This is a genomic window from Pseudomonas sp. B707, assembly GCF_022496685.1.
Taxonomy (GTDB): Bacteria; Pseudomonadota; Gammaproteobacteria; order Pseudomonadales; family Pseudomonadaceae; genus Aquipseudomonas; species Aquipseudomonas paraglycinae.
In genome coordinates this window covers 13,611-34,911 of record NZ_WTVE01000034.1, presented here as the reverse complement: position 1 = coordinate 34,911, position 21,301 = coordinate 13,611, and the positions used below count along the sequence as shown (strand labels likewise).

Genomic DNA, 21,301 nt, shown 5'->3' with positions numbered 1-21,301 from the left:
CCCACCGTGATGCCGCTGGATGGATCAGGCCGGTCTCCGGGCTCATGAGCGGCTGGTGCCTGGCTGCGCGCCTTCCCGCTTTTACGCAGTGGCATCAGACGCAGCTTTTACTCATTTACCGTTGCGGGGGCAGCGCCGGGATCGTGAGGGTTCATCGCTTGAAGACCCGCCTCACCGGCTTCCCTGTTTCACTCTGTCGACATGCGCCACAGAGCACCTGAAACAAGCCGCGAAGGTTAGAGGGTTGGGGGTGGAGCGTCAATTGAAGAGGGGCTTGTGCGGCGAATAACTGCCGCCGATCAATTAACTGACGCCAATCTTGTGCCACACTGCCAGCAGTGATATCAAAGAGCCATGCTTTTTGACTGCAGAGAGCACATCACAATAACAAGGGAGAGCACCATGCAAGGCATGATCATCAGCAATCCGCGGCTGGAATTCCTGCGCCCGGTGCTGGAACGCTGGTTTGACTGTATCGACCGCTACAACGCCGTGCGCGGCGACAATGACACACCTTATTGGCACGACGAAAAAGCCAACCTCGGCCTGCTTTCGGCCGCTGCCTGGATGGCCGAACTGGTCACCCTGCGCGACACCGCCACCCGCAAACAAAACGAAGAAGGCGAGCGCAATGCCCGCGCCGACCTGTTTATCGCTAGCGCCGAGGATCGCGCCTTCATTCAGGCCACCCAACGCTGGCCACGCGTCACCAGCCTGAATCTGACGCAGGCCCTGGCGGATATCACCAGCGACGCCAAGCGCATCAGCTACGCCAGCGACCTGAAACTCGGTTGTCTGTTCGTCGCCCCGCAAAAGGCCCAGCACAGCGCCAGCCCGGAAGAACTGCAGGACATGGTCGACGACCTGCAAAAGGAACACTCCTGCGCCGTCGCCTGGTACTTCCCTTACGCCTACCGCAAATTGCGCAGCGAAGCCGGCAACTATCACCCCGGCATTGCCGTGCTGTTCAAGGAAGCCCGCGGCTGAGGGTTGAACCATCGGGCTTGTGCGCTTCTCTATGTTTAGGAATGCATTCATAGGGAAGATCAGCAATGCGCAAGCCCCAGCTCGTTTTCGTCATCATGATCGCCGGAGGGCTCGCCGCCTGTGGTGAATCCTCCAGCTTGCAAGTCTCTGACGGCACCGGCCCGTCACCGAAACTGCCCGAACCGAACAAGACCCTGATCCCGACGGTGAACATCGCCCCGGCCATCGGCTGGCCGGCCGGCGCCAAACCGACGGCAGCGACAGGTACGCAGGTGGCAGCCTTTGCCGAGAATCTCGATCACCCGCGCTGGCTGTACGTGCTGCCCAACGGCGACGTGCTGGTGGCGGAAACCAACGCTCCGCCAAAACCGGACGACAGCAAGGGCATTCGTGGCTGGGTGATGAAAAAGGTCATGGGGCGTGCCGGTGCTGGCGTTCCCAGCCCGAACCGCATCACCCTGCTGCGCGATGCCGATCATGACGGCGTGGCCGAGACCCGCACGGTGTTCCTGCAGAACCTCAACTCGCCGTTCGGCATGACCCTGGTCGGCAACGATCTGTACGTGGCAGATACCGATCGCCTGCTGCGCTTCAACTACGAGCCCGGCGCGACCGAAATCAAGAGCCAGCCAATCAAGGTCGTCGACCTGCCGGGCGGGACGCTCAACCATCACTGGACCAAAAACGTCATCGCCAGCAAAGACGGCAGCAAGCTGTACGTCACCGTCGGCTCGAACAGCAACGTCGGCGAAAACGGCCTCGATCAGGAAGAAGGCCGCGCGGCGATCTGGGAAGTGGATCGCGCCACCGGCAACCACCGGATTTTCGCTTCGGGCATCCGCAACCCCAACGGCCTGGCCTGGGAGCCGCAAAGCGGTGCGCTGTGGACTGCCGTCAACGAACGCGATGAGATTGGCAGCGATCTGGTGCCGGACTACATCACATCGGTCAAGGACGGTGGTTTCTATGGCTGGCCGTTCAGCTACTACGGCCAGCACGTTGATGTGCGCGTGGAACCCCAGCGGCCGGACATGGTGGCCAAGGCCATCGCTCCGGACTACGCCGTCGGCCCGCACACCGCATCACTGGGGCTGACCTTCGCCGAGGGCAATCGCTTGCCGGCACAGTTCAAGGAAGGCGCATTCATCGGCCAGCACGGCTCGTGGAACCGCAAGCCGCACAGTGGCTACAAGGTGATCTTTGTGCCGTTTGCCGCTGGCAAGCCGAGCGGAACACCAGTGGACGTACTGACCGGATTCCTCGACAAGGACGAGAACGCGCTGGGTCGCCCAGTTGGCGTAGTGATCGACCAGCAAGGTGGATTGCTGGTAGCCGATGACGTGGGGAACAAAGTGTGGCGGGTGTCAGCGGCCCGCTAATGTATTGCGGGCATTAAAAAACCCGTGGGAGCCATTCAGCTCCCACGGGTTTTTAGGTATCTGGACTACGGGTTGTGCGCCAGATGCTCCGGCTGCAGAACGCGCTTGGCGCTCAGATAGGCTTTCTGCCAATACGATTTCGACAGGCTGTCCAGCTTCACCGTGCCGCCGGTGGCCGGCGCATGAACGAAGCGCCCTTCCCCGACGTAGATCCCCGCATGGCTGACCTGTGAGCCGCCATTGGTGGCGAAGAAAATCAGGTCGCCGGTCTGCAGCCCTTCCTTGCCGACATTCGGCGCCTGCATGACGATCATCTCGCGGGTAGAACGCGGCAGGCTGATGCCGGCGGCATCGCGGTAGACGAAACCGATCAGACCGCTGCAATCAAATCCCGAATCCGGCGTATTGCCGCCCCAGCGATAAGGCGTGCCCACCAGCCCGAGCGCGCGGAACAGCACGTCTTCGGCAGCGGGTGAAAAGGTCTGGGAGGATCCGAACACGATCGGAGCACGAACCACCGGCGCAGGCGGCGGAGTGCGGCTGGCGCAGGCGCTGAGCAGCGCGGCGAAGAACATCAAGGCAAAGCGGGCCGACATCGTCATATGCAGAACATCCTGATCTGGCTGCGGCTTTGACTGCCGATTCGATAGAAAACAAAACCGCCTGCGTTGGGACGCAGGCGGTTTGCCATCAATATAGATCAGGATTCTAGCGGCTACGCGGCAAACTTCAAGTAAGACTTTAACTTCACCTTGTAAAGTTTAAGTCTATTGCCTCAGAAGGGCTGCTTTGCCGCCACGAGCGTGGCGACAATCGAGTGATTACTTGCGAGCGGTAACCACGGTTGGAGCGTTCGCCAAAGCGCGTTTGGCTTCGATGAAGGTCTTGCTCCAGTAGCTGTCGCCCAGGCTGTCGATGCGAACACCGCCGCTGCGACGAGAGCTGGAATGGATGAACTGGTTGTCGCCCAGGTAGATCCCGGCGTGGCTTACACGACCGCGACGACCATTGGTGGCGAAGAACAGCAGGTCGCCCGGCTCGAGGTTGCTGCGCGAAACCAGCGGCGCATCAACGTTGATCATTTCGCGGGTGGAGCGCGGCAGATTCATGCCGGCTTCTTCGCGGAACAGGTAGCCGATGAAACCGCTGCAATCGAAACCGGCTTCAGAGGTACCGCCGAAACGGTAACGGGTGCCGATCAGGGACATGCCGCGTTCGAGGATGCTGTCGGCCAGAACCGGAAGCTGGTAAGGCTTCTTGCCGTTGAAGTCGGCGAGTTCTTTTTCGGTGTCCAGCTCTTCCTGGTAAATAACGGAAGACTGGGCGGTGGCAGAATTTTTAGCCTGTTGCTGCTGCTCTTGATTAACAGGTGAATGAGCAGCGCAACCGAACAACAGGGTGACGAGTGCGAGAGGCACGAGGGGTGCGAAGCGCTTTAGCATGGGCACGACCGTGGCTGATAGTTGTAAAGAAGCCGAGACTATGCCCGCTATCAGCCTCATTTGCAAATTCAATCGATCTTTTTGTGACTTCCCGGTTTCTCGTTAACATCTAAGCGCTTAAGCCTATTTGAATCGAGACGCGGCCTGTGCAACCCACAGGAAAGCGGGTTTTGTGGCGCCTGAAATATGCCGAAACCGGCTGAAAGCCCCGGTTTTACCAGCCCAGAGTTTCTTTCAGGAAGGGAATGGTCAGCTTGCGCTGAGCCTGCAGAGAAGCCTGATCGAGCTGCTCCAGCAGATCAAAAAGCGCGCTCATGCTGCGGGTACCGCGAGTCAAAATAAAATGCCCGACTTCGTCGGTCAGGTGCAGACCGCGACGGGATGCGCGCAATTGCAGGGCACGTAATTTGTCTTCATCGGAGAGAGGACGCATCTGGAAGATCAGCGCCAGGGTCAGGCGTGATTTCAGGTCGGCGAGTTTGATCGGCAGTTCACGCGGTGAAGTGGATGCGGCGATCAGCAGACGCCGACCGCTGTCGCGCAAACGGTTGAACAAATGAAACATCGCCTCTTCCCAGTCCGCCTTGCCGGCAATCACCTGCAAGTCATCCAGACAGACCAGTTCGTACTGTTCGAGGTTGTCGAGAATTTCGATGCCGCGATCCATCAACTCGGCCAGCGGCAGGTACACCGCCGGCTCCCCCATCTGCTCGAAGCGCAGGCACGCGGCCTGCAACAGATGCGTGCGCCCTACCCCGTGCTTGCCCCACAGATAGATCAGGCTTTCGGTCCAGCCGGCGTCGGCTTCGCATAGACGCTCGACATAGCCGAGTGCAGCGGCATTGGCGCCTGGGTAGTAGTTGATGAAGGTGGCGTCGTCACGCAGACGCACACCTAGGGGCAGCTGAATCGGTTTCATGCTGACTGAACAGTTCCCAAGGAACCGTTAGTGGCCTCTGTGTAAAGTGAGCGAAGTTTATACCCGTGAAGCGGAGCGCACAATGCGACAGACCCCAAGCAAAATCAAAGGTTTGCGTTAACGTGCTGGTTTTATGACAGTTTCTTTGGCGCCACGGCCTGCATGAGACGGGCCAACCCGGTGATCCACCGGGCAACCCGCGCGTCACGATTACAACTCCGGCTCATCCACCCCGCTATAGATGTCGGAATCCTTGTACAGATCGTGAACGTGTCGCACCAGCACCATGATCACCGCCGCCACCGGCAAAGCCAGCAGCACCCCGGTGAAGCCGAACAGCTCGCCACCGGCCAGAATCGCGAAGATTACCGCTACAGGGTGCAGACCGATCCGGTCCCCTACCAGCAACGGCGTCAGCACCATGCCTTCCAGCGCCTGACCGACCATGAACACCGCGACGATTCCGATCATCGGATACAGATCGCCACCGAACTGGAACAACCCGGCAATCAGCGCGGCGCCAATACCGATCACGAACCCCATGTACGGAACGATCGCCGCCAGCCCTGCTATCAGACCGATCAACAGACCCAGTTCCAACCCGACAATCATCAGGCCGGCCGCATAGATCACACCCAAGGCCAGCATCACCAGCAACTGCCCGCGCACGAACGCGCCCAGCACCTCATGGCATTCACCCGCCAGCGCCACCACGCGCTCTTCGCGATCACGGGGCAACAGGCCGCGGATCTTGGCCATCATCACGTCCCAGTCGCGCAGCAGGTAAAAGCTCACCACCGGGATCAGCACCAGATTCGCCAGCCAGCCGATCAGCGCCAGGCTCGAAGCCGTCGCCTGACTCAGCACTACACCGACGATGTCGGTGGTCTGGCCCATGTGTTCGCTGATCGCGGCCTTGACCTTGTCGAACTTCCAGAAGCCGTCCGACAGCCCCAGCTTCGATTGCGCCCACGGCACGGCGGTGTGTTGCAACCAGTCGAGCATTTGCGGCGCCAGCTCATACAGCCGCAGCAATTGCTTGGCGAGCATCGGCACCAGCACCAGCAACAGCGCGGTGACGATCAGGGTGAACAAGGCGAACACCGTGATCACACCCCAGGTGCGGGACAACCCCAGGCGCTCCAGACGATCAACGAGCGGATCGAACAGATACGCGAGCAACAGCGCCACCAGAAACGGCGTGAGTATCGGATGCAGCAACCAGACAAACGCGCAAAGCAGGAGCACCCCACCGAGCCAGAACCAACGCCGCGTATCGGCCATGTAACACTCCATTGCTTATATATAAGAAAGAAAACCTACCAGCGGAACCGCAAGGACGGCGCCGCCGGTGTCGGCGTCGGCGCAGCAACTGGCGGCGCCCCGGCGACCGCAGGCTGAGGCGCAGCGACCGGAGCCGGCGCCTCGGCCGGAAGTTCCTGCAACTTCGCCAGCGACAATTGCGCTCGCAATTGATCGGCACTGCCGTTGACCCGATAGAGGATGCGATCGGCATCGACACTCTGCAGACGCACGCCGAACGGTTCGAGTAACCGCAGCAGCGCTGCGTAGTGCTCGAGATTCATGCCCTGCACTTCCAGGGTCTGCTGGCCGGACGCGCCGGGCTTGGCTACAAAGCGTGGCGCCAGACGTTCGGTGACCGCCAGCATCACCGCATCGGCCACCGCGGTCTGATCCGCGCCCTGCACGTTGCCAGCCTCTTTTTTGTCGCCCAGCCACAATTGCCATTTGGCCTGCCATTGCCCACCGTCTTCGCGGGCATGCACGGCGAGCAAGGCGTCAGCGTTGTAGCGCTCGGAAGCGCTGCGCAGCGGCGCCGGGTCGGCACCTTCGAGCGTTGGTGCCGTGGCGACCAATTGCTCACTCAAGTCCGCCAACGGCAGACGCAAAGGCAATCCACGGTGCTGGGCCGCGCGGCGCAACGGTGCGGCACTGGCCTGACCGTCACCCACCAGACTCGAACCCTCGGTCGAATCGTTCAGCCACCAGCTCAGGATCGAGGGCCGGTTGGCACCCCACAGCGCCAGCCCGGCGCGGCGCAACGCCTGCTCGGTGGTTCCCGGATCGAAATCGACTTTCAGCACTTCCGGCGGCCCAGCATCGAAACCGAACTGACTGATGATCTGCTGCGGATCCTTGCGAACCGGCGCCAGCCCCGGGTTCTGCGGGGCTTTCGGGTCGCCGGTCAGCCGCAGCACCAGCGTATCCAGCGCAGCCTGGGTCGCGCGATCACGCTCCTCCGGCGACTGACCCGTGACCGGTTCGCGCACCTGATAAAGACCTTTGAGATTTTCGGCCTGGCTCGCCAGGCTGATCAGAGACAAGCCACCTACTAACAGCCATTTACAAAAACGCATGGAGAATTCCCGTCGACAAGAGCGGCTGGAACAGGCCGCGTGCACCGTTGTGGCAAGCCTGTGACCACAGGCCGTCGCAAAACATTCACACGCGGTCGGTAAGTTTTTGCACAGTCCTAACGATAGACGGTTCCTTATACAGGCACCCGTGATGTCGCCCACAGCGTCAATTGCAAAATTTTTCCACCGATATGCCCCTGCCCGTCGGCGTGAGGATGGCCGCTGCCCCTCAAGCCTGATAAAATCGCGCGCCTTCGCAGACCGGCAACAGCCGGGCACCCCGAACTTCGCGTGAGGCAATCGCCCCTGTCGGATTCGGCGTTCCCGCTGAACTCGGTCGTTACCCCTGAATCCCCTCCCCTAAAGGCCTGGATCATGAGCAAGCAACCCTCCCTGAGCTACAAGGACGCCGGTGTAGACATCGACGCCGGTGAAGCATTGGTCGAACGCATCAAGAGCGTCGCCAAGCGCACTGCGCGCCCGGAAGTCATGGGCGGCCTGGGCGGTTTCGGCGCCCTCTGCGAGATCCCGGCCGGTTACAAACAGCCGGTGCTGGTTTCCGGTACTGACGGCGTGGGCACCAAGCTGCGCCTGGCGCTTAACCTGAACAAGCACGACAGCATCGGCCAGGACCTGGTCGCCATGTGCGTCAACGATCTGGTGGTGTGCGGCGCCGAGCCGCTGTTCTTCCTCGACTACTACGCCACCGGCAAGCTGAACGTCGACGTGGCCGCCACTGTGGTCACCGGTATCGGTGCAGGCTGCGAACTGGCTGGCTGCTCGCTGGTCGGCGGCGAAACCGCTGAAATGCCTGGCATGTACGAAGGCGAAGACTACGACCTGGCCGGTTTCTGCGTCGGTGTCGTGGAAAAAGCCGAAATCATCGACGGCTCGAAAGTCGCCACCGGTGACGCCCTGATCGCCCTGCCATCGTCCGGTCCGCACTCCAACGGCTACTCGCTGATCCGCAAGATCATCGAAGTGTCCGGTGCCGACATCGAAACCGTTCAGCTCGACGGCAAGCCACTGACCGAACTGCTGATGGCCCCGACCCGCATCTACGTGAAGCCGCTGCTCAAGCTGATCAAGGACACCGGCGCCGTCAAGGCCATGGCCCACATCACCGGTGGCGGCCTGCTGGACAACATCCCGCGCGTTCTGCCAAAAGGCGCTCAAGCCGTGGTTGACGTGGCCAGCTGGAACCGCCCGGCCGTCTTCGACTGGCTGCAAGAGAAAGGCAACGTCGACGAAACCGAAATGCACCGCGTGTTGAACTGCGGCGTGGGCATGGTGATCTGCGTGGCTCAGGAACACGTTGAAGTGGCCCTGAACACCCTGCGTGACGCCGGCGAGCAGCCTTGGGTCATCGGTCAGATCGCTGTCGCTGCCGAAGGCGCGGCTCAGGTCGAACTGAAGAACCTCAAGGCTCACTGATGTCCCAGACCTGTAATGTCGTGGTGCTGTTGTCCGGCACCGGCAGTAACTTGCAGGCCCTGATCGACAGCACGCGGACCGGCGACAGCCCGGTCCGCATCGCTGCGGTGATTTCCAACCGCGCCGACGCCTACGGCCTGCAACGCGCCAGTGACGCGGGTATCGCCACCCGCTCGCTGGATCACAAGGGATTCGAGGGCCGCGAGGCCTTCGATACCGCGCTGATCGAACTGATCGACGAATTCAACCCCAAACTCGTGGTACTGGCCGGCTTCATGCGCATTCTCAGCGCTGACTTCGTCCGTCACTACCAGGGTCGCCTGCTCAACATCCACCCGTCGCTGCTACCCAAATACAAAGGGTTACACACGCATCAGCGCGCGCTGGAAGCCGGCGACGTCGAACACGGCTGCTCCGTGCACTTCGTCACCGAGGAACTCGATGGCGGACCACTGGTCGTACAGGCAGTAATACCGGTAGAGTTGCACGATTCGCCGCAAAGTCTGGCGCAACGGGTTCACGTTCAGGAACACCTGATCTACCCGATGGCCGTACGCTGGTTCGCCGAAGGACGGCTGAGCCTCGGCGAGCAAGGTGCTTTACTGGATGGCCAGCTACTCGGGGCCAGCGGTCACTTGATTCGAAACTAGGAGATTTTATGCGTCGCGCCCTGCTCTTCGCTTGCGCTCTGCTCGCCCTGCCTTTTGCCCAGGCGGCAGACCTTCAACCGTTCTCCGCCAGCTACACCGCCGACTGGAAGCAGTTGCCCATGAGCGGCACTGCCGAACGCAGTCTGACCAAGGAAGCCAACGGCGTCTGGAAGCTCAGCTTCAAGGCCTCGATGATGATTGCCAGCCTGTCCGAGGAAAGCACCCTCACCCTGGACAAGGACACCCTGCTGCCACAGTCCTACCACTTCGAACGCGGTGGTCTGGGCAAGGCGAAAAAGGCTGACCTGGACTTCGACTGGGCCAACAAGCTGGTGACCGGCACCGACCGCGGCGACGCGGTGAAAATCCCGCTCAACCGCGGCATGGTCGACAAATCCACCTATCAACTGGCGCTGCAGCATGACGTGGCCGCCGGCAAGAAAAGCATGAGCTATCAGGTGGTCGATGATGGTGAAGTCGATACCTACGACTTCCGCGTGCTGGGTTCGGAGAAAGTCGAAACCAAGGCTGGCCAGATCGATGCGATCAAGGTCGAGCGCGTCCGCGATCCGACACAAAGCAAGCGCATCACCGTCCTGTGGTTCGCCAAGGACTGGGATTACCTGCTGGTTCGCCTGCAACAGGTCGAAACCGACGGCAAGGAGTACAACATCATGCTCCTCGACGGCACGGTCAACGGCAAGACGGTCAAAGGCAGCTGATTCAACGAAAAGCCCCGCAAACGCGGGGCTTTTTTTTCGCCTGTCGAACGCTGATCAAACCGAGAACTTGGCGACCATGCTGTTCAGGTCCACCGCCAGCCGCGACAACTCCTGACTCGCGGCGCTGGTCTGATTGGCCCCTGCAGACGTCTGCATCGCCAGGTCACGGATGTTCATCAGGTTGCGATCAACTTCCCGCGCCACGGCCGCCTGCTCTTCCGACGCACTGGCGATCACCAGATTGCGCTCGTTGATCAAGGTGAACGCCGAAGCAATTTCCTCCAGCGCCACGCCAGCCGCCTTCGCCAACTCCAGGGTCGAGCGCGCCCGGACATTGCTCTGTTGCATCGAGCTGACCGCCGAATCGGTGCCCTGCTGGATGCCGCCGATCATCTGTTCGATTTCCTGCGTCGACTGCTGAGTGCGATGGGCCAGCGCCCGCACTTCGTCCGCCACCACCGCAAAACCCCGCCCGGCATCCCCCGCCCGCGCAGCCTCGATCGCCGCGTTCAACGCCAGCAGATTGGTCTGCTCGGCAATCGAGCGAATCACATCCAGTACTTTGCTGATGCTGTAGACCTTCTGCGCCAGATCCTCCACCTGCGCGGCATTGGCGGTGACATCGTCCGCCAGCAACTCGATGGACGATACCGTCTGCTGGACCTGCTCGCGACCATGCTGGGCAATGCGATCAGACTCACGGGAAGCCTCGGAAGTCGCGACGGCATTGCTCGCCACCTCCTCCACCGCGGCGGTCATCTGATTGACCGCCGTGGCCGCCTGTTCAATTTCCAGACTCTGCTGGTGCAGCCCTCGCGTGGCGTCTTCGGTGACGCAGCTCAACTCCTCCGAGGCCGAAGCCAGTTGACTGGAGGACTCCGAGATCCGGCGGATGGTGTCACGCAGGTTGTGCTGCATGCTCTTGAGCGCGTGCAGCAGCCGCGCCGGCTCGTCCTTGCCGGAAATGCTGATATCCCCGGTCAGATCGCCGCCGGCCACCACTTCCGCCACATTGAGCGATTGCGACAGCGGCAGCACGATGCTGCGGGTCAGCAATAACGCCAGCGCGATGGTAATCAGCGCAGTGATGCCGATCATCACCCCGACCCACACCCGCGAGTTGGTGAACACCAGCCGTGCGGCCTCTGTGGCGAGGTTGGCGTTGTGCTTGTTCAGTTCGACCAATTCACGCAGGGTCACTGCAATCTCATCCGCCAACGGGCTCATCTGCCCGTTGAGAATGGCGGCCGCCTCCTCCACTCGTCCCTGAGCAGATAGCGTCATCACCTGCGCCTGAAACTCCAGGTACTTGTGTTCGGCAACCTTGAAGCGGTCGAACAGCGCGCGCTCTTCGGGCAATACGATCAGGATGTCGTAACGCTGCTGGGCTTCGCTCAGCACACCGCGCAGATCATTGAGCTTGGCCACATTCTGATCCAGCGCCTGCGGATCGCGATTAAGCAACAGGCGCATGGTCAGCGCACGCAGGCGCAACATGTCCTGGCTCATCTCGCCCACCGCCATCACGCTGGGCAGCCAGTTATTGTCGACCTCGTCGGATTGCGCGCGCATGTTCGACATCTGCAGCAGGGCAAACGCGCCAAGGGCAAACACCATCAGCGCCAGTACGCCAAAACCCAGCCCAGCTCGGGGCGCAATATTGAGACTACGGATACTCATTGCTCTGGTTCCTTCCAAAAGCGCTGCATCAACCCTGCAGCTGGTTGCTCTAGAAGGTATCGGCCCTTTGGAAAATTGCGTAAGACCAAAACGTGATATCAAAAGGCCTTAATACTTCGAACCTGGAGCATTAACGATTCAGCGCGGTTTTGCCGGACTTGAGCGCTGTTCGCGGCAATATCCCCAGGAAGTTGTCCCGTGCGACTTTTTTCGCGACCGCCTCAGGCAAGGCGTCGAGAAACGGCTTGAAACCATGGATTTCCTTGCCGAGTTTGTTGAATCGCCCGACCACGTCCGAACCGATCATGAAGCGATCCGGATAGCGCTCCACCAATTGCACCCACTCGGCTCGCGGCTGGCTCTTTTCGTCCAGCAGATAAGGCGTCAGCAGGCTCCACGACAGATCGATGAACAGGTTCGGATACGCCTCCAGCATTCGGGTAAGGGTCGGCAGCAGAAAATCCAGCTGCGTCTGATGACGATGGATTTCAGCACTGGTGCCGGCATGCGCCCAGATAAACCGGGTGTGCGGATGATTACGCAGCGGCTCTTCGATTTCCTTCAGGTACAGCGGATTCTTCTCACGCTTGGAGGTGATGTTGGAATGCAGCATCACCGGCAGATCGTGCTCGGCGGCCAGGTGATAGATGCGGGTCATGGCTTCGTTATTGGCACGCGGCGTATCGCCGGAGGTCAGTGCGGTGAGGTCGTCGTGACGGGTGAAGACCTCGCCGATGCCCTGCCACAAGCCGGGATACAGATCGAGCATGCGCTGGATGTGCGTGGCGGAGTTCTTGTCGTTGGGGTTGAAGCCTGAAAGAAACGGGTGAAAGTACTGGCGTTGCTCAGGTGTCAGCTTCTGCACCGCGTCGGCGACGATCACGTCAGTCGCGCTGTACCAATAGGCATCGGCATCATCGCCAGCGTAATAACGCGGGCGCTTCGGCTCGTCTTCGTGCCATTTCTTCGCCACGGGAATGCCGGAAATCATCACGTGCTCGATGGAGTTTTCCTTCATGGCCGTCAGCAATTTCGGCATGCCGGCAGTTTCCTGGAAAAAATCCACGTAATGCAGGTGCGCGTCACTGTAGGTGTATTCCCGGGCACTGGCGGCGCCGGTGAAAGCCATCAGGCAGGCAAGGCTCAAACGAAACACGGACACAAGCATTCTCCGGCAGACAGGCATAGCCTAGACCCTCGCCGGGCAACGAGGGTTCACCCGGCAAGAAAGTGGAACGCGCCTGTGTGGAAAATGCTCTATACCTGCAAGGTCCTTTTTTGATCGAATCCCTTTTCCTACTGCTTGCGAGGTTCACATGACCGTTACCGTCAATACCGTGTCCGCCGAGGGTTTTCGCCACACCGTTCAGATCGATGAGCATGAGCTGTTTGCCGATGTCCCGACGACTGCCGGCGGTGAAGGCTCGGCTCCGGAGCCGCACGATTACTTCGACGCCGCCCTCGGTGCCTGCAAGGCTCTGACCCTGAAGCTGTACGCAAAGAAAAAGGACATCCCGCTGACCGGCGTCGGCGTTGAGGTCAAACGCGACAACAGCCAGGAACAGAAAGGCAAGTACGCGCTGCACGTGACCCTTACCCTGAAGGGTGTGCTCACCGATGCCCAGCGCGAAGAACTGCTGCGCGTTGCCGATCGCTGCCCGATCCACAAGCTGATGACCACCAGCGAAGTCACCATCGAAACCCACGCCCCCGTCGGCTTCGACAGCCAGTAATCACCCCGACGACACCGGCGGGTTATGCTCCACGCATCACCCGCTCAGCCTGGAATGGACCATGGACACCCAACCCCTGATCATCCGCCCGCGCGCCGAAGACGTCGAAGGCCAGCCGATCCTGCGCCCGCTGCCGTCAGCCAAATGCCGCAGCGTCGGGCCTTTCGTGTTTTTCGACCACATGCTCGAAACGGTTTATCCGGCGGGCAAAGGCATGAACATCCGACAGCATCCGCACATCGGTCTGTCGACCCTCACGTATTTGTTCGACGGGCAGATCCAGCACAAGGACAGCCTGGGCTCGGATCAGGTGGTCAGCGCCGGCGATGTCAGCTGGATGACCGCCGGCACGGCGATCGCTCACGTCGAGCGCACGCCCGAACCGCTGTGGGAGCAAAGCTTCAAGATGCACGGCCTGCAAATCTGGCTCGCCTCGCCCAAGGATCACGAACAAGGCCCGGGGCATTACAGCCATCACCCGGCCTCGACCTTGCCGGTCAGCGACAACCTCGGCGTACAGATCCGCATGATCGCCGGGTCAGGCTTTTGCCTGGAATCGCCGGTGCCGGTGCTTTCTCCTACGCTGTATGCCGAACTGAAGATGCAGACCGCGACCACACTGCTGATCCCGACCGAACATGAAGAACGGGCGCTGTATGTCTTGAGCGGTGACGTGCAATTGAATGGCGAAGCGGTCGAACCCCATGCGCTGGTGGTATTGCCGGCCGGGGAAGAGATGAGCCTGTTTGCCGAAAGCGACAGCCACGCGGTGTTGTTCGGCGGTGCGCCACTGGACGGGCCACGGCGGATCAACTGGAATTTTGTCGCGAGCGATCCGGCGGCGATCGATGAGGCGCGGCGCAAGTGGGCGGCCGGGGATTGGCCGACCGTGCCGGGGGAAGTCGAGCGGATTGAATTACCGCGTTAAACCGCCTGCCCTCACCCCAGCCCTCTCCCAGGAGGAGAGGGAGCCGACCGAGGTGTCTTATGTCATACATCGACCTGAAACACCGAGTCGATTATGGATTCGGTGATTCACTTTCAGGTCGATGCAACTCTCGAGAAACTTACGGTCAGTCCCCTCTCCCTCTGGGAGAGGGTTAGGGTGAGGGGCTTTTGCTCTTAGGCTTCAGCCCTTGAACACTTCTTCCAGCAAGTCATGCATCGACTTGAACGCACGCGCTGCGGTCTTCGCGTCGTACATCATCTTGCCCGGCACATTGGCGTGCGGATCGGTGAACGAGTGCACCGCGCCGCCGTAGCTCAGCAACTGCCAGTCCACACCAGCAGCGTTCATCTCGTCTTCGAATGCCGGCAACTGCTCTTTCGGCACCAGCGGATCGGAAGCACCGTGCAGCACCAGCACCGAGCCCTTGATGTTCTTCGCGTCCGCCGGGTTCGGCGAATCCAGCGTGCCGTGGAACGACACCGCCGCTTTCACCGGCGCACCGGTGCGGGCCAGATCCAGCGCACAGCAACCGCCGAAGCAGAAGCCGAACACCGCCAGTTTCGAGGTATCGACCGCCGCCTCGCCCTGCTTCTGCAATTGTTCGAACGCGGCCTGCATACGCTTGCGCAGCAGCGCGCGGTCGTCCTTCAGCGGCATCATCGCCGCACCGGCCTGATCGGCATTCTGCGGACGCACCGCCTGGCCGTACACGTCAGCGATCAGCACCACATAACCCTTGGCCGCCACCGATTTGGCGATCTCTTCAGCGCCAGCGCTGACACCCATCCAGTTCGGCGCCATCAACAGACCCGGACGCGCGCCTTTGTGCTCGGCGTCGAACGCCAGGCGACCTTCATAAGGCTGGCCGTCAATCTGATAGACCACGGAACGTACAGTGACTTGGCTCATTTCTGACTCCTGATTGGTTGAACACCAGAATGAAAAAACCCGCCGAAGCGGGTTTTTCTGCAGCTTGGTTAAACCGACAGTTCAACCAGCAGCTTGTTCAGACGCTTCACGTAAGCGGCCGGGTCTTTCAAGCTGTCGCCCGCCGCCAGGGCGGCCTGGTCGAAGAGGATGTGCGACAGGTCGCTGAAGCGATCTTCGCTGGCCTCGTTGTCGAGCTTCTCGATCAGCGGGTGGCTCGGGTTGAATTCGAAGATCGGCTTCGAATCCGGCACCTTTTGCCCGCTGGCTTCGAGGATCTGACGCATTTGCAGACCCAGGTCCTGCTCGCCAATCGCCAGGATGGCCGGCGAATCGGTCAGGCGATGGGAAACCCGGACTTCGGCAACGGAATCGCCCAGTGCGGTTTTCAGACGCTCGACCAGACCTTCTTTCGACTTGGCGACTTCTTCTGCGGCCTTCTTGTCCTCTTCCGAGTCCAGGTTGCCCAGGTCCAGGTCACCGCGCGCGACGTCGACAAACGTCTTGCCGTCGAATTCGCTGAGGTAGCTCATCAGCCACTCGTCGATACGGTCGGTCAGCAGCAGCACTTCGATGCCTTTCTTGCGGAAGACTTCCAGGTGCGGGCTGTTCTTGACCTGCGCGTAGGTTTCGCCGGTGAGGTAGTAGATCTTGTCCTGACCTTCCTTGGCGCGCGCCAGGTACTCGGCCAGACCGACGATCTGCTCGCCATCGGTGCCGTTGGTCGATGCGAAACGCAGCAGACCGGCAATTTTTTCCTTGTTGGCGAAATCTTCTGCCGGGCCTTCTTTCATGACCTGACCGAAGTTTTTCCAGAAGCCCTTGTATTGCTCAGGCTCGTTCTTCGCCAGTTTTTCCAGCATGTCCAGAACACGCTTGGTCAGCGCCGATTTCATCGAGTCGATGATCGGGTCTTTCTGCAGGATTTCCCGCGACACGTTCAGCGACAGGTCGTTGGAGTCGACCACGCCCTTGATGAAGCGCAGGTACAGCGGCAGGAAGGACTCGGCCTGATCCATCACGAACACGCGCTGTACGTACAGCTTCAGGCCTTTTGGCGCTTCACGCTGGTACAGATCGAACGGTGCGCGGGCCGGCACGTACAGCAGCGAGCTGTACTCGAGCTTGCCTTCGACCTTGTTGTGGCTCCACGACAGCGGATTTTCGAAGTCGTGGGCGATGTGTTTGTAGAACTCCTGGTATTCCTCGTCCTTCACTTCGGTGCGAGGACGGGTCCACAGAGCGCTGGCGCGGTTGACGGTTTCCCATTCAACTTCAGGCTTCTCTTCGCCTTCGGCAGCGGCCACTTCTTTCGGCAGCTCGATCGGCAGCGCGATGTGGTCGGAGTACTTCTTGATGATGTTGCGCAGACGCCAGCCATCGGCGAACTCGTCTTCACCGGATTTCAGGTGCAGAACGATGCGGGTGCCGCGCTCCGGCTTGTCGATGGTGGCGACTTCGAATTCGCCCTCGCCTTTCGACGACCAGTGCACGCCTTCGCTGGCGGCGGTGCCGGCGCGACGGCTGTACACGTCAACTTTGTCAGCGACGATGAAGGCCGAGTAGAAGCCCACACCGAACTGACCGATCAGGTGCGAATCCTTCTTCTGATCGCCGGACAGGTTTTTCATGAAATCGGCGGTGCCGGATTTGGCGATGGTACCCAGGTGGGTGATCACATCGTCACGGTTCATGCCAATGCCGTTGTCTTCGAGGGTGACGGTCTTGGCGTCCTTGTCGAAGCTCACACGGATTTTCAGTTCATCGCCACCTTCAAGCAACTCAGGCTTGGCCAGGGCTTCGAAGCGCAATTTGTCGACGGCGTCAGAGGCGTTCGAGATCAATTCGCGAAGGAAGATTTCCTTGTTGGAATACAGCGAATGGATCATGAGGTGCAGCAGTTGCTTCACCTCGGTCTGGAAGCCCAGGGTTTCCTTTTGAGTTTCCACACTCATGGTCATCAAACTCCAATCAGATGGCATTGGCCGCGACCTTGCTGGTCGGCGGCGGGTTGTTCTGTGAGTTGGGGGCGTGCTTCAGGATTTCAAGGGCTCATCGATTTTGAAGTGCGCGCGGGCAGTGGCAATCGGTTCGCTTTCGGTGCTTTGCCACGCCGTGACCGCGACGTTGGCCACCCGCCGGCCCTGACGGCAGACCTGACACCGGGCCCAGGTGTCGCGAAACTGCCCGGCCTGCAGGTAATCGAGGGAGAAATCGATAATCTTCGGCACACCCGGCGCGCCGGTGAAAATCAGCAGGTGCAGGGCCGCAGACAGCTCCATGAACCCGGCAATCACCCCGCCGTGGATCGCCGGCAATAAAGGGTTACCAATGTTGTCCTTGTTGGCCGGCAACTTGAACAGTAAATCATCACCGACTCGCGAGCACTCGACGCCGATGAGTCCGGCGTAGGGGATCAGTTTCAGCAGCGGCGCGTAGTCACCCTTCTCGTGGGCCTCTTGCAGCTGCTGCTTGAAATCATCGCTCATCGTTTTTCTCCCTTGATCGCGCCACCAAAGCCTTTGGTGCCTTTAAGGCCTTTGCCCATGCGCATGAAGGTGCCGACGACGTGGGCAATCGGCTGCTCGGGATCATCCTGATAGGCGAAGCCGCGAGCGAAGATCACATCGGTGGTGATTCGATAACATTGGGCGAAGCCATAGACGTCTTTATGCGGCTCGGCGGCGTGCATGTAGTCGATGCGCAGATCGAGGGTCGGGCAGACTTCGAATTCCGGCAGCACGCACAGGGTCGACATGCCGCACGCGGTGTCCATCAGCGACGTGATCGCCCCGCCGTGGATGACGCCGGTCAGCGGGTTGCCAACGATCTGCGCACTGTATGGCAGCACCACCGTCAGACCTTCGCTACTTGCGCTGTGCACCTTCAATCCCAGCACCTGACAGTGGCGCAAGGCCGAGAGAAACCGTGTCGCACGCTCAAAAACGGGGTTTTCGGCCATTTGATAATTACTCTTGTTAGTCGTCATTCCCAGTAGTGGAAAGAACAGCAAAAGTTCCATTGCAAAACAAACTTATATATCTGAAAGAAATGAGGAACTTAAGCCTTGGGCCTGAGCTCTTAAGGCCAGTAGTTATTTTCCATAAGGAGAAACACCCCATGCGTAAGACTTTAGCTATTGCCTTGATGTTGACCGCTTCCCTCGGTCTCGCTGCCTGCGATAAAAAATCCGAGGACAAAGCTCAAGATGCCAACCAACATGCTGAACAAGCTCAGCAAGACATGAACAAAGCTCAGGAAAAAGTGAACGACGCAGCGAAAGAAAACGCCGAAGCTGCCAAAGCTCAGGCCGAATCGAACGCTGCAGCGCAAGAAGAAGCTGCCAAGAAGCAATAAGCCGCTTCTCGATGGCAAAAAAGAACACCCGCCAAGTGCGGGTTTTCTTTTGCCGGTCATTTTTTGCCAGTGCCGGCTTAGAGCAAGACTGTTCTAAAAGTCGGACTAATCATCAGCAACAATGAACACACTAAGCCGACCAGCCAGACCAGACTGCGCAATTTTGGAATATCCGCCAGATAAAACCACAAATAGAAAATCCTTGAGATCACGAAGATGATCGCTAATGTATCGATCAGCCATCCCGCCGTCTGCGTGGTATGCGCCATCAGCACGCCAACGGCAAACAGAATGAAGGCTTCGATGCTGTTCTGATGTGCCGCCAGCGCCCGGGCTCCGTAACCGGTGAGTTGCGCCTGCTGCTGACGCGGCAGATGGTTGTTGTAACCGCCCTGCTCTTTCATGGCCTTGCCGACCGGCATCCGCGCCACGTAGATCAACAATGCACTGATAAACACACACCAGAACGGAATACTCATCAAGCAACCTCTTTGTTCGCTTCGGGCAATGGCGCCTCTGTAGGGGTATAGACCATTACATCGAGCACGTCGGAATGAAACTCCCGGCGATACAACACCAGCACCACGCCTGCGCTCATCAACATGAACAGCCACGGGCTGACGAACCACGCCAGCATGCTCATCCCGAAGTAGTAGGAACGCAGACCGAAGTTGAACTGGTTGGCCGCCATCGAAATCACTCGAGCCGCCCGCGAGGCGAACGCCTTGCGCTCCTGCTCCGACACCTGCCGCTCACCGATCATCGGGGCCGAGCCGACCAGAATGGCGGCGAAGTTGTACTGGCGCATGCACCAGCTGAAAGTGAAGAAGGCATAGACAAACACCAGCGCCAGGCACAGCAACTTGATCTCCGACATGCCCTGCGAGGCCTGTTGCACCATCGGAATGTCCGCCAGCAGCGACACCGCGCGCTCGGACGCGCCAAGCACGGTCAGGATGCCCGCCAGGATAATCAGCGTGCTGGAGGCGAAGAACGAGGCGTTGCGCTCCAGGTTGCCGATCACGCTGGCGTCGGCAATACGGTTGTCACGCAGCAGCATGCGGCGCATCCAGTCTTCGCGGTACAGATGCAGCACGCTGGCCAGGCACGCGGTGTCACGGGCCTTCCAGGTGGCATAACGGGTGTAACCGCCCCAGCAGATGACAAACCAGAGCGCGGCCAGCAGGTGGATCAGGTTGGCTTGGATGAACGACATGCAATTCCCTGTGATGAAGATTTCGGCACCCCTTCGACGTTAGTCGGGGGAAAAAGACACTGCCTGAAGCCCATAAAAAATGCCCCGTATCGATTGATACGGGGCATTTCTGTTTAATCGCTCGGCAGCCGCTCGTGGCGGCCCGGCAATCTTAGGCGAGTGCTTCGGCGCGCTTGCCCAGCAGGCGGTCGCAAACCACGGCAACCACCAGGGTCATCACGCACGGCACCAGCCACGCCAGACCTTGCTCGCTCAGCGGCAGGTGGGCCAGTTGCGATGGCATCCAGTCCGCCAGACCGGCGCCTTTCAACGCATCGATGGTGCCGAACACGAACGACACCAGCATCACCGGGCCCATGATGCGGCTCTGCTCATGCCAGAACGCTGCACAGAAGCTCAGCGCCACCAGCACGATGCACGGCGGGTAGATTGCGGTCAGCACCGGGATCGAGAACGCGATCAGCTTGGTCAGGCCCAGGTTGGACACCAGCAGCGAGAACGCCGCCAGGATGATCACCAGGGTCTTGTACGACAGCGGCAGTACGCGGCTGAAGTATTCGGCACAGGCGCAGGTCAGGCCGACAGCGGTCACCAGGCACGCCAGGGAGATCAGCACGGCAAGGAAGCCACTGCCCAGCGAACCGAAGGTGTGTTGCACGTAAGCGTGCAGCACCGCCGCGCCGTTGGTCGCGCCCGCCGCCACTTCATGGCTGCCGGAACCCAGACGGAACAGGCTGACATACACCAGCGCCAGACCGACACCGGCAATCAGCCCGGCGATGATCGCGTAGCGGGTGATCAGCGCCGGCGACTCGACGCCACGGGAGCGGATCGCGTTGACGATGACGATGCCGAACACCAGCGCGCCCAGGGTATCCATGGTCAGGTAACCATTGATGAACCCTTGGGAGAACGGTGCCGCGACATATTCCGGGGTAGCCACACCGATATCACCGGCCGGCAGTGCGAACGCAGCGATGCCGAGCACAGCCAGGGCGATGATCTTCAGCGGCGCGAGGAAGCGACCGACGGTGTCCAGCAGACGCCCAGGGTAGAGCGAAATGAAGAACACCAGCAGGAAGTACACCGAGCTGTAGAGGAACAGTGCCAGCGGGCTCTCGCCGGTCAACGGCGCCAGCCCCACTTCAAAGGAAACGGTCGCGGTACGCGGGGTGGCGAACAGCGGACCGACCGCGAGATAGCACGCTGCAGCCAGTACACCACCGGCGATCTTGCCGATCGGGCTGCTCAGGGCGTCCATTGCGCCACCAACCTTGGCCAGTGCGACCACAGTGACCACCGGCAGACCGACCGCCGTGATCAGGAAGCCCAGCGCCGCCATCCAGACGTTTGGCCCGGACTGCAAACCGACGATAGGCGGGAAGATGATGTTGCCGGCCCCGACGAACAGGGCGAATGTCATAAAGCCAAGTGCCAGGATGTCCTGACCTTTCAAAACTTTCATTAAGGAAATACCACACTACTGAATCGGAATTTAGAGGGGGATTTCCCTGTGGGGTTAGGGAAA

Annotated in this window: 22 protein-coding genes and 1 riboswitch; of the genes, 8 read left to right on the top strand and 14 right to left on the bottom strand. The window is 60.2% G+C overall.

The window, feature by feature from the left end:
* Positions 1–9: 9 nt before the first annotated feature.
* Positions 10–236, bottom strand: a riboswitch (cobalamin riboswitch).
* 166 nt (positions 237–402) lie between these two features.
* Positions 403–987: a hypothetical protein gene (locus tag GQX66_RS24805; RefSeq protein WP_240871922.1), complete on the top strand. Its 585-nt coding sequence runs from the start codon at positions 403–405 to the stop codon at positions 985–987.
* 65 nt (positions 988–1,052) lie between these two features.
* Positions 1,053–2,366: a sorbosone dehydrogenase family protein gene (locus GQX66_RS24800; protein ID WP_236189163.1), complete on the top strand. Its 1,314-nt coding sequence runs from the start codon at positions 1,053–1,055 to the stop codon at positions 2,364–2,366.
* A 65-nt stretch (positions 2,367–2,431) separates the two neighbouring features.
* On the opposite strand, the gene GQX66_RS24795 is transcribed toward GQX66_RS24800, so the two are convergent.
* From GQX66_RS24795 to GQX66_RS24775, 5 genes are all read right to left on the bottom strand, one after another.
* A complete protein-coding gene (locus tag GQX66_RS24795) occupies positions 2,432–2,968 on the bottom strand; it encodes a C40 family peptidase (protein ID WP_240871921.1) in 537 nt (178 codons plus the stop codon).
* A gap of 219 nt (positions 2,969–3,187) precedes the next feature.
* A complete protein-coding gene (locus GQX66_RS24790) occupies positions 3,188–3,808 on the bottom strand; it encodes an NlpC/P60 family protein (protein ID WP_007950397.1) in 621 nt (206 codons plus the stop codon).
* A gap of 214 nt (positions 3,809–4,022) precedes the next feature.
* Positions 4,023–4,727: a DnaA regulatory inactivator Hda gene (gene hda / locus GQX66_RS24785; RefSeq protein ID WP_007950396.1), complete on the bottom strand. Its 705-nt coding sequence runs from the start codon at positions 4,725–4,727 to the stop codon at positions 4,023–4,025.
* A 210-nt stretch (positions 4,728–4,937) separates the two neighbouring features.
* On the bottom strand, positions 4,938–6,011 hold the full coding sequence (locus tag GQX66_RS24780) for an AI-2E family transporter (protein ID WP_007950395.1): 1,074 nt from the start codon (positions 6,009–6,011) through the stop codon (positions 4,938–4,940).
* Between the two features lie 35 nt (positions 6,012–6,046).
* Positions 6,047–7,105 carry a DUF2066 domain-containing protein gene (locus tag GQX66_RS24775; protein WP_240871920.1) on the bottom strand — a complete coding sequence of 353 codons (1,059 nt, stop codon included), beginning with the start codon at positions 7,103–7,105 and terminating at the stop codon, positions 6,047–6,049.
* A gap of 375 nt (positions 7,106–7,480) precedes the next feature.
* On the opposite strand from GQX66_RS24775, the gene purM reads away from it, so the two are divergent.
* From purM to GQX66_RS24760, 3 genes are read left to right on the top strand one after another with little or no spacing between them, the layout of a single operon-like run.
* On the top strand, positions 7,481–8,539 hold the full coding sequence (gene purM, locus GQX66_RS24770) for a phosphoribosylformylglycinamidine cyclo-ligase (protein WP_007950393.1): 1,059 nt from the start codon (positions 7,481–7,483) through the stop codon (positions 8,537–8,539).
* On the top strand, positions 8,539–9,189 hold the full coding sequence (gene purN / locus GQX66_RS24765; RefSeq protein ID WP_240871919.1) for a phosphoribosylglycinamide formyltransferase: 651 nt from the start codon (positions 8,539–8,541) through the stop codon (positions 9,187–9,189). The genes purM and purN overlap by 1 nt, the downstream gene beginning before the upstream one ends.
* 8 nt (positions 9,190–9,197) lie before the next feature.
* Positions 9,198–9,911, top strand: coding sequence for a DUF3108 domain-containing protein (locus tag GQX66_RS24760; RefSeq protein ID WP_085747072.1), 714 nt, complete (start codon positions 9,198–9,200; stop codon positions 9,909–9,911).
* Positions 9,912–9,965: 54 nt separating this feature from the next.
* Here the strand turns inward: GQX66_RS24760 and GQX66_RS24755 are convergent, their stop codons facing one another.
* Both GQX66_RS24755 and GQX66_RS24750 read right to left on the bottom strand, forming a co-directional pair.
* Complete coding sequence (locus tag GQX66_RS24755) at positions 9,966–11,591, bottom strand: methyl-accepting chemotaxis protein (RefSeq protein WP_240871918.1); 1,626 nt, start codon at positions 11,589–11,591, stop codon at positions 9,966–9,968.
* 130 nt (positions 11,592–11,721) lie between these two features.
* Positions 11,722–12,753, bottom strand: a complete 1,032-nt coding sequence (locus GQX66_RS24750) for an amidohydrolase family protein (RefSeq protein ID WP_176240488.1) — start codon at positions 12,751–12,753, stop codon at positions 11,722–11,724.
* 154 nt (positions 12,754–12,907) lie between these two features.
* On the opposite strand from GQX66_RS24750, the gene GQX66_RS24745 reads away from it, so the two are divergent.
* Positions 12,908–13,324, top strand: coding sequence for an OsmC family protein (locus GQX66_RS24745; RefSeq protein WP_007959010.1), 417 nt, complete (start codon positions 12,908–12,910; stop codon positions 13,322–13,324).
* Between the two features lie 61 nt (positions 13,325–13,385).
* Positions 13,386–14,252 carry a pirin family protein gene (locus GQX66_RS24740; protein WP_240871917.1) on the top strand — a complete coding sequence of 289 codons (867 nt, stop codon included), beginning with the start codon at positions 13,386–13,388 and terminating at the stop codon, positions 14,250–14,252.
* A gap of 201 nt (positions 14,253–14,453) precedes the next feature.
* Here the strand turns inward: GQX66_RS24740 and GQX66_RS24735 are convergent, their stop codons facing one another.
* The 4 genes from GQX66_RS24735 to GQX66_RS24720 form a co-directional block, all read right to left on the bottom strand.
* A complete protein-coding gene (locus tag GQX66_RS24735; RefSeq protein WP_085747076.1) occupies positions 14,454–15,182 on the bottom strand; it encodes a dienelactone hydrolase family protein in 729 nt (242 codons plus the stop codon).
* A 68-nt stretch (positions 15,183–15,250) separates the two neighbouring features.
* Positions 15,251–17,155 (bottom strand): molecular chaperone HtpG, encoded by a 1,905-nt coding sequence (gene htpG, locus GQX66_RS24730; protein WP_102718433.1) that lies wholly within the window; start codon positions 17,153–17,155, stop codon positions 15,251–15,253.
* 81 nt (positions 17,156–17,236) lie between these two features.
* The gene (locus tag GQX66_RS24725; RefSeq protein ID WP_240871916.1) at positions 17,237–17,689 is read right to left on the bottom strand and encodes a PaaI family thioesterase; all 453 of its coding nucleotides are present in this window, start codon (positions 17,687–17,689) and stop codon (positions 17,237–17,239) included.
* Positions 17,686–18,162, bottom strand: coding sequence for a PaaI family thioesterase (locus GQX66_RS24720; RefSeq protein WP_240871915.1), 477 nt, complete (start codon positions 18,160–18,162; stop codon positions 17,686–17,688). Before GQX66_RS24720 ends, GQX66_RS24725 begins: the two co-directional genes overlap by 4 nt.
* 158 nt (positions 18,163–18,320) lie before the next feature.
* On the opposite strand from GQX66_RS24720, the gene GQX66_RS24715 reads away from it, so the two are divergent.
* A complete protein-coding gene (locus GQX66_RS24715) occupies positions 18,321–18,557 on the top strand; it encodes a hypothetical protein (protein ID WP_102687970.1) in 237 nt (78 codons plus the stop codon).
* Positions 18,558–18,634: 77 nt separating this feature from the next.
* Here the strand turns inward: GQX66_RS24715 and GQX66_RS24710 are convergent, their stop codons facing one another.
* The 3 genes from GQX66_RS24710 to brnQ all read right to left on the bottom strand — a co-directional run bounded on the left by GQX66_RS24710 (position 18,635) and on the right by brnQ (position 21,238).
* Positions 18,635–19,036: an MAPEG family protein gene (locus GQX66_RS24710; RefSeq protein ID WP_064594489.1), complete on the bottom strand. Its 402-nt coding sequence runs from the start codon at positions 19,034–19,036 to the stop codon at positions 18,635–18,637.
* Positions 19,036–19,773 carry a DUF599 family protein gene (locus GQX66_RS24705; RefSeq protein ID WP_102718431.1) on the bottom strand — a complete coding sequence of 246 codons (738 nt, stop codon included), beginning with the start codon at positions 19,771–19,773 and terminating at the stop codon, positions 19,036–19,038. Before GQX66_RS24705 ends, GQX66_RS24710 begins: the two co-directional genes overlap by 1 nt.
* A 151-nt stretch (positions 19,774–19,924) precedes the next feature.
* A complete protein-coding gene (gene brnQ / locus GQX66_RS24700) occupies positions 19,925–21,238 on the bottom strand; it encodes a branched-chain amino acid transport system II carrier protein (RefSeq protein ID WP_007959023.1) in 1,314 nt (437 codons plus the stop codon).
* Positions 21,239–21,301 lie beyond the last annotated feature (63 nt).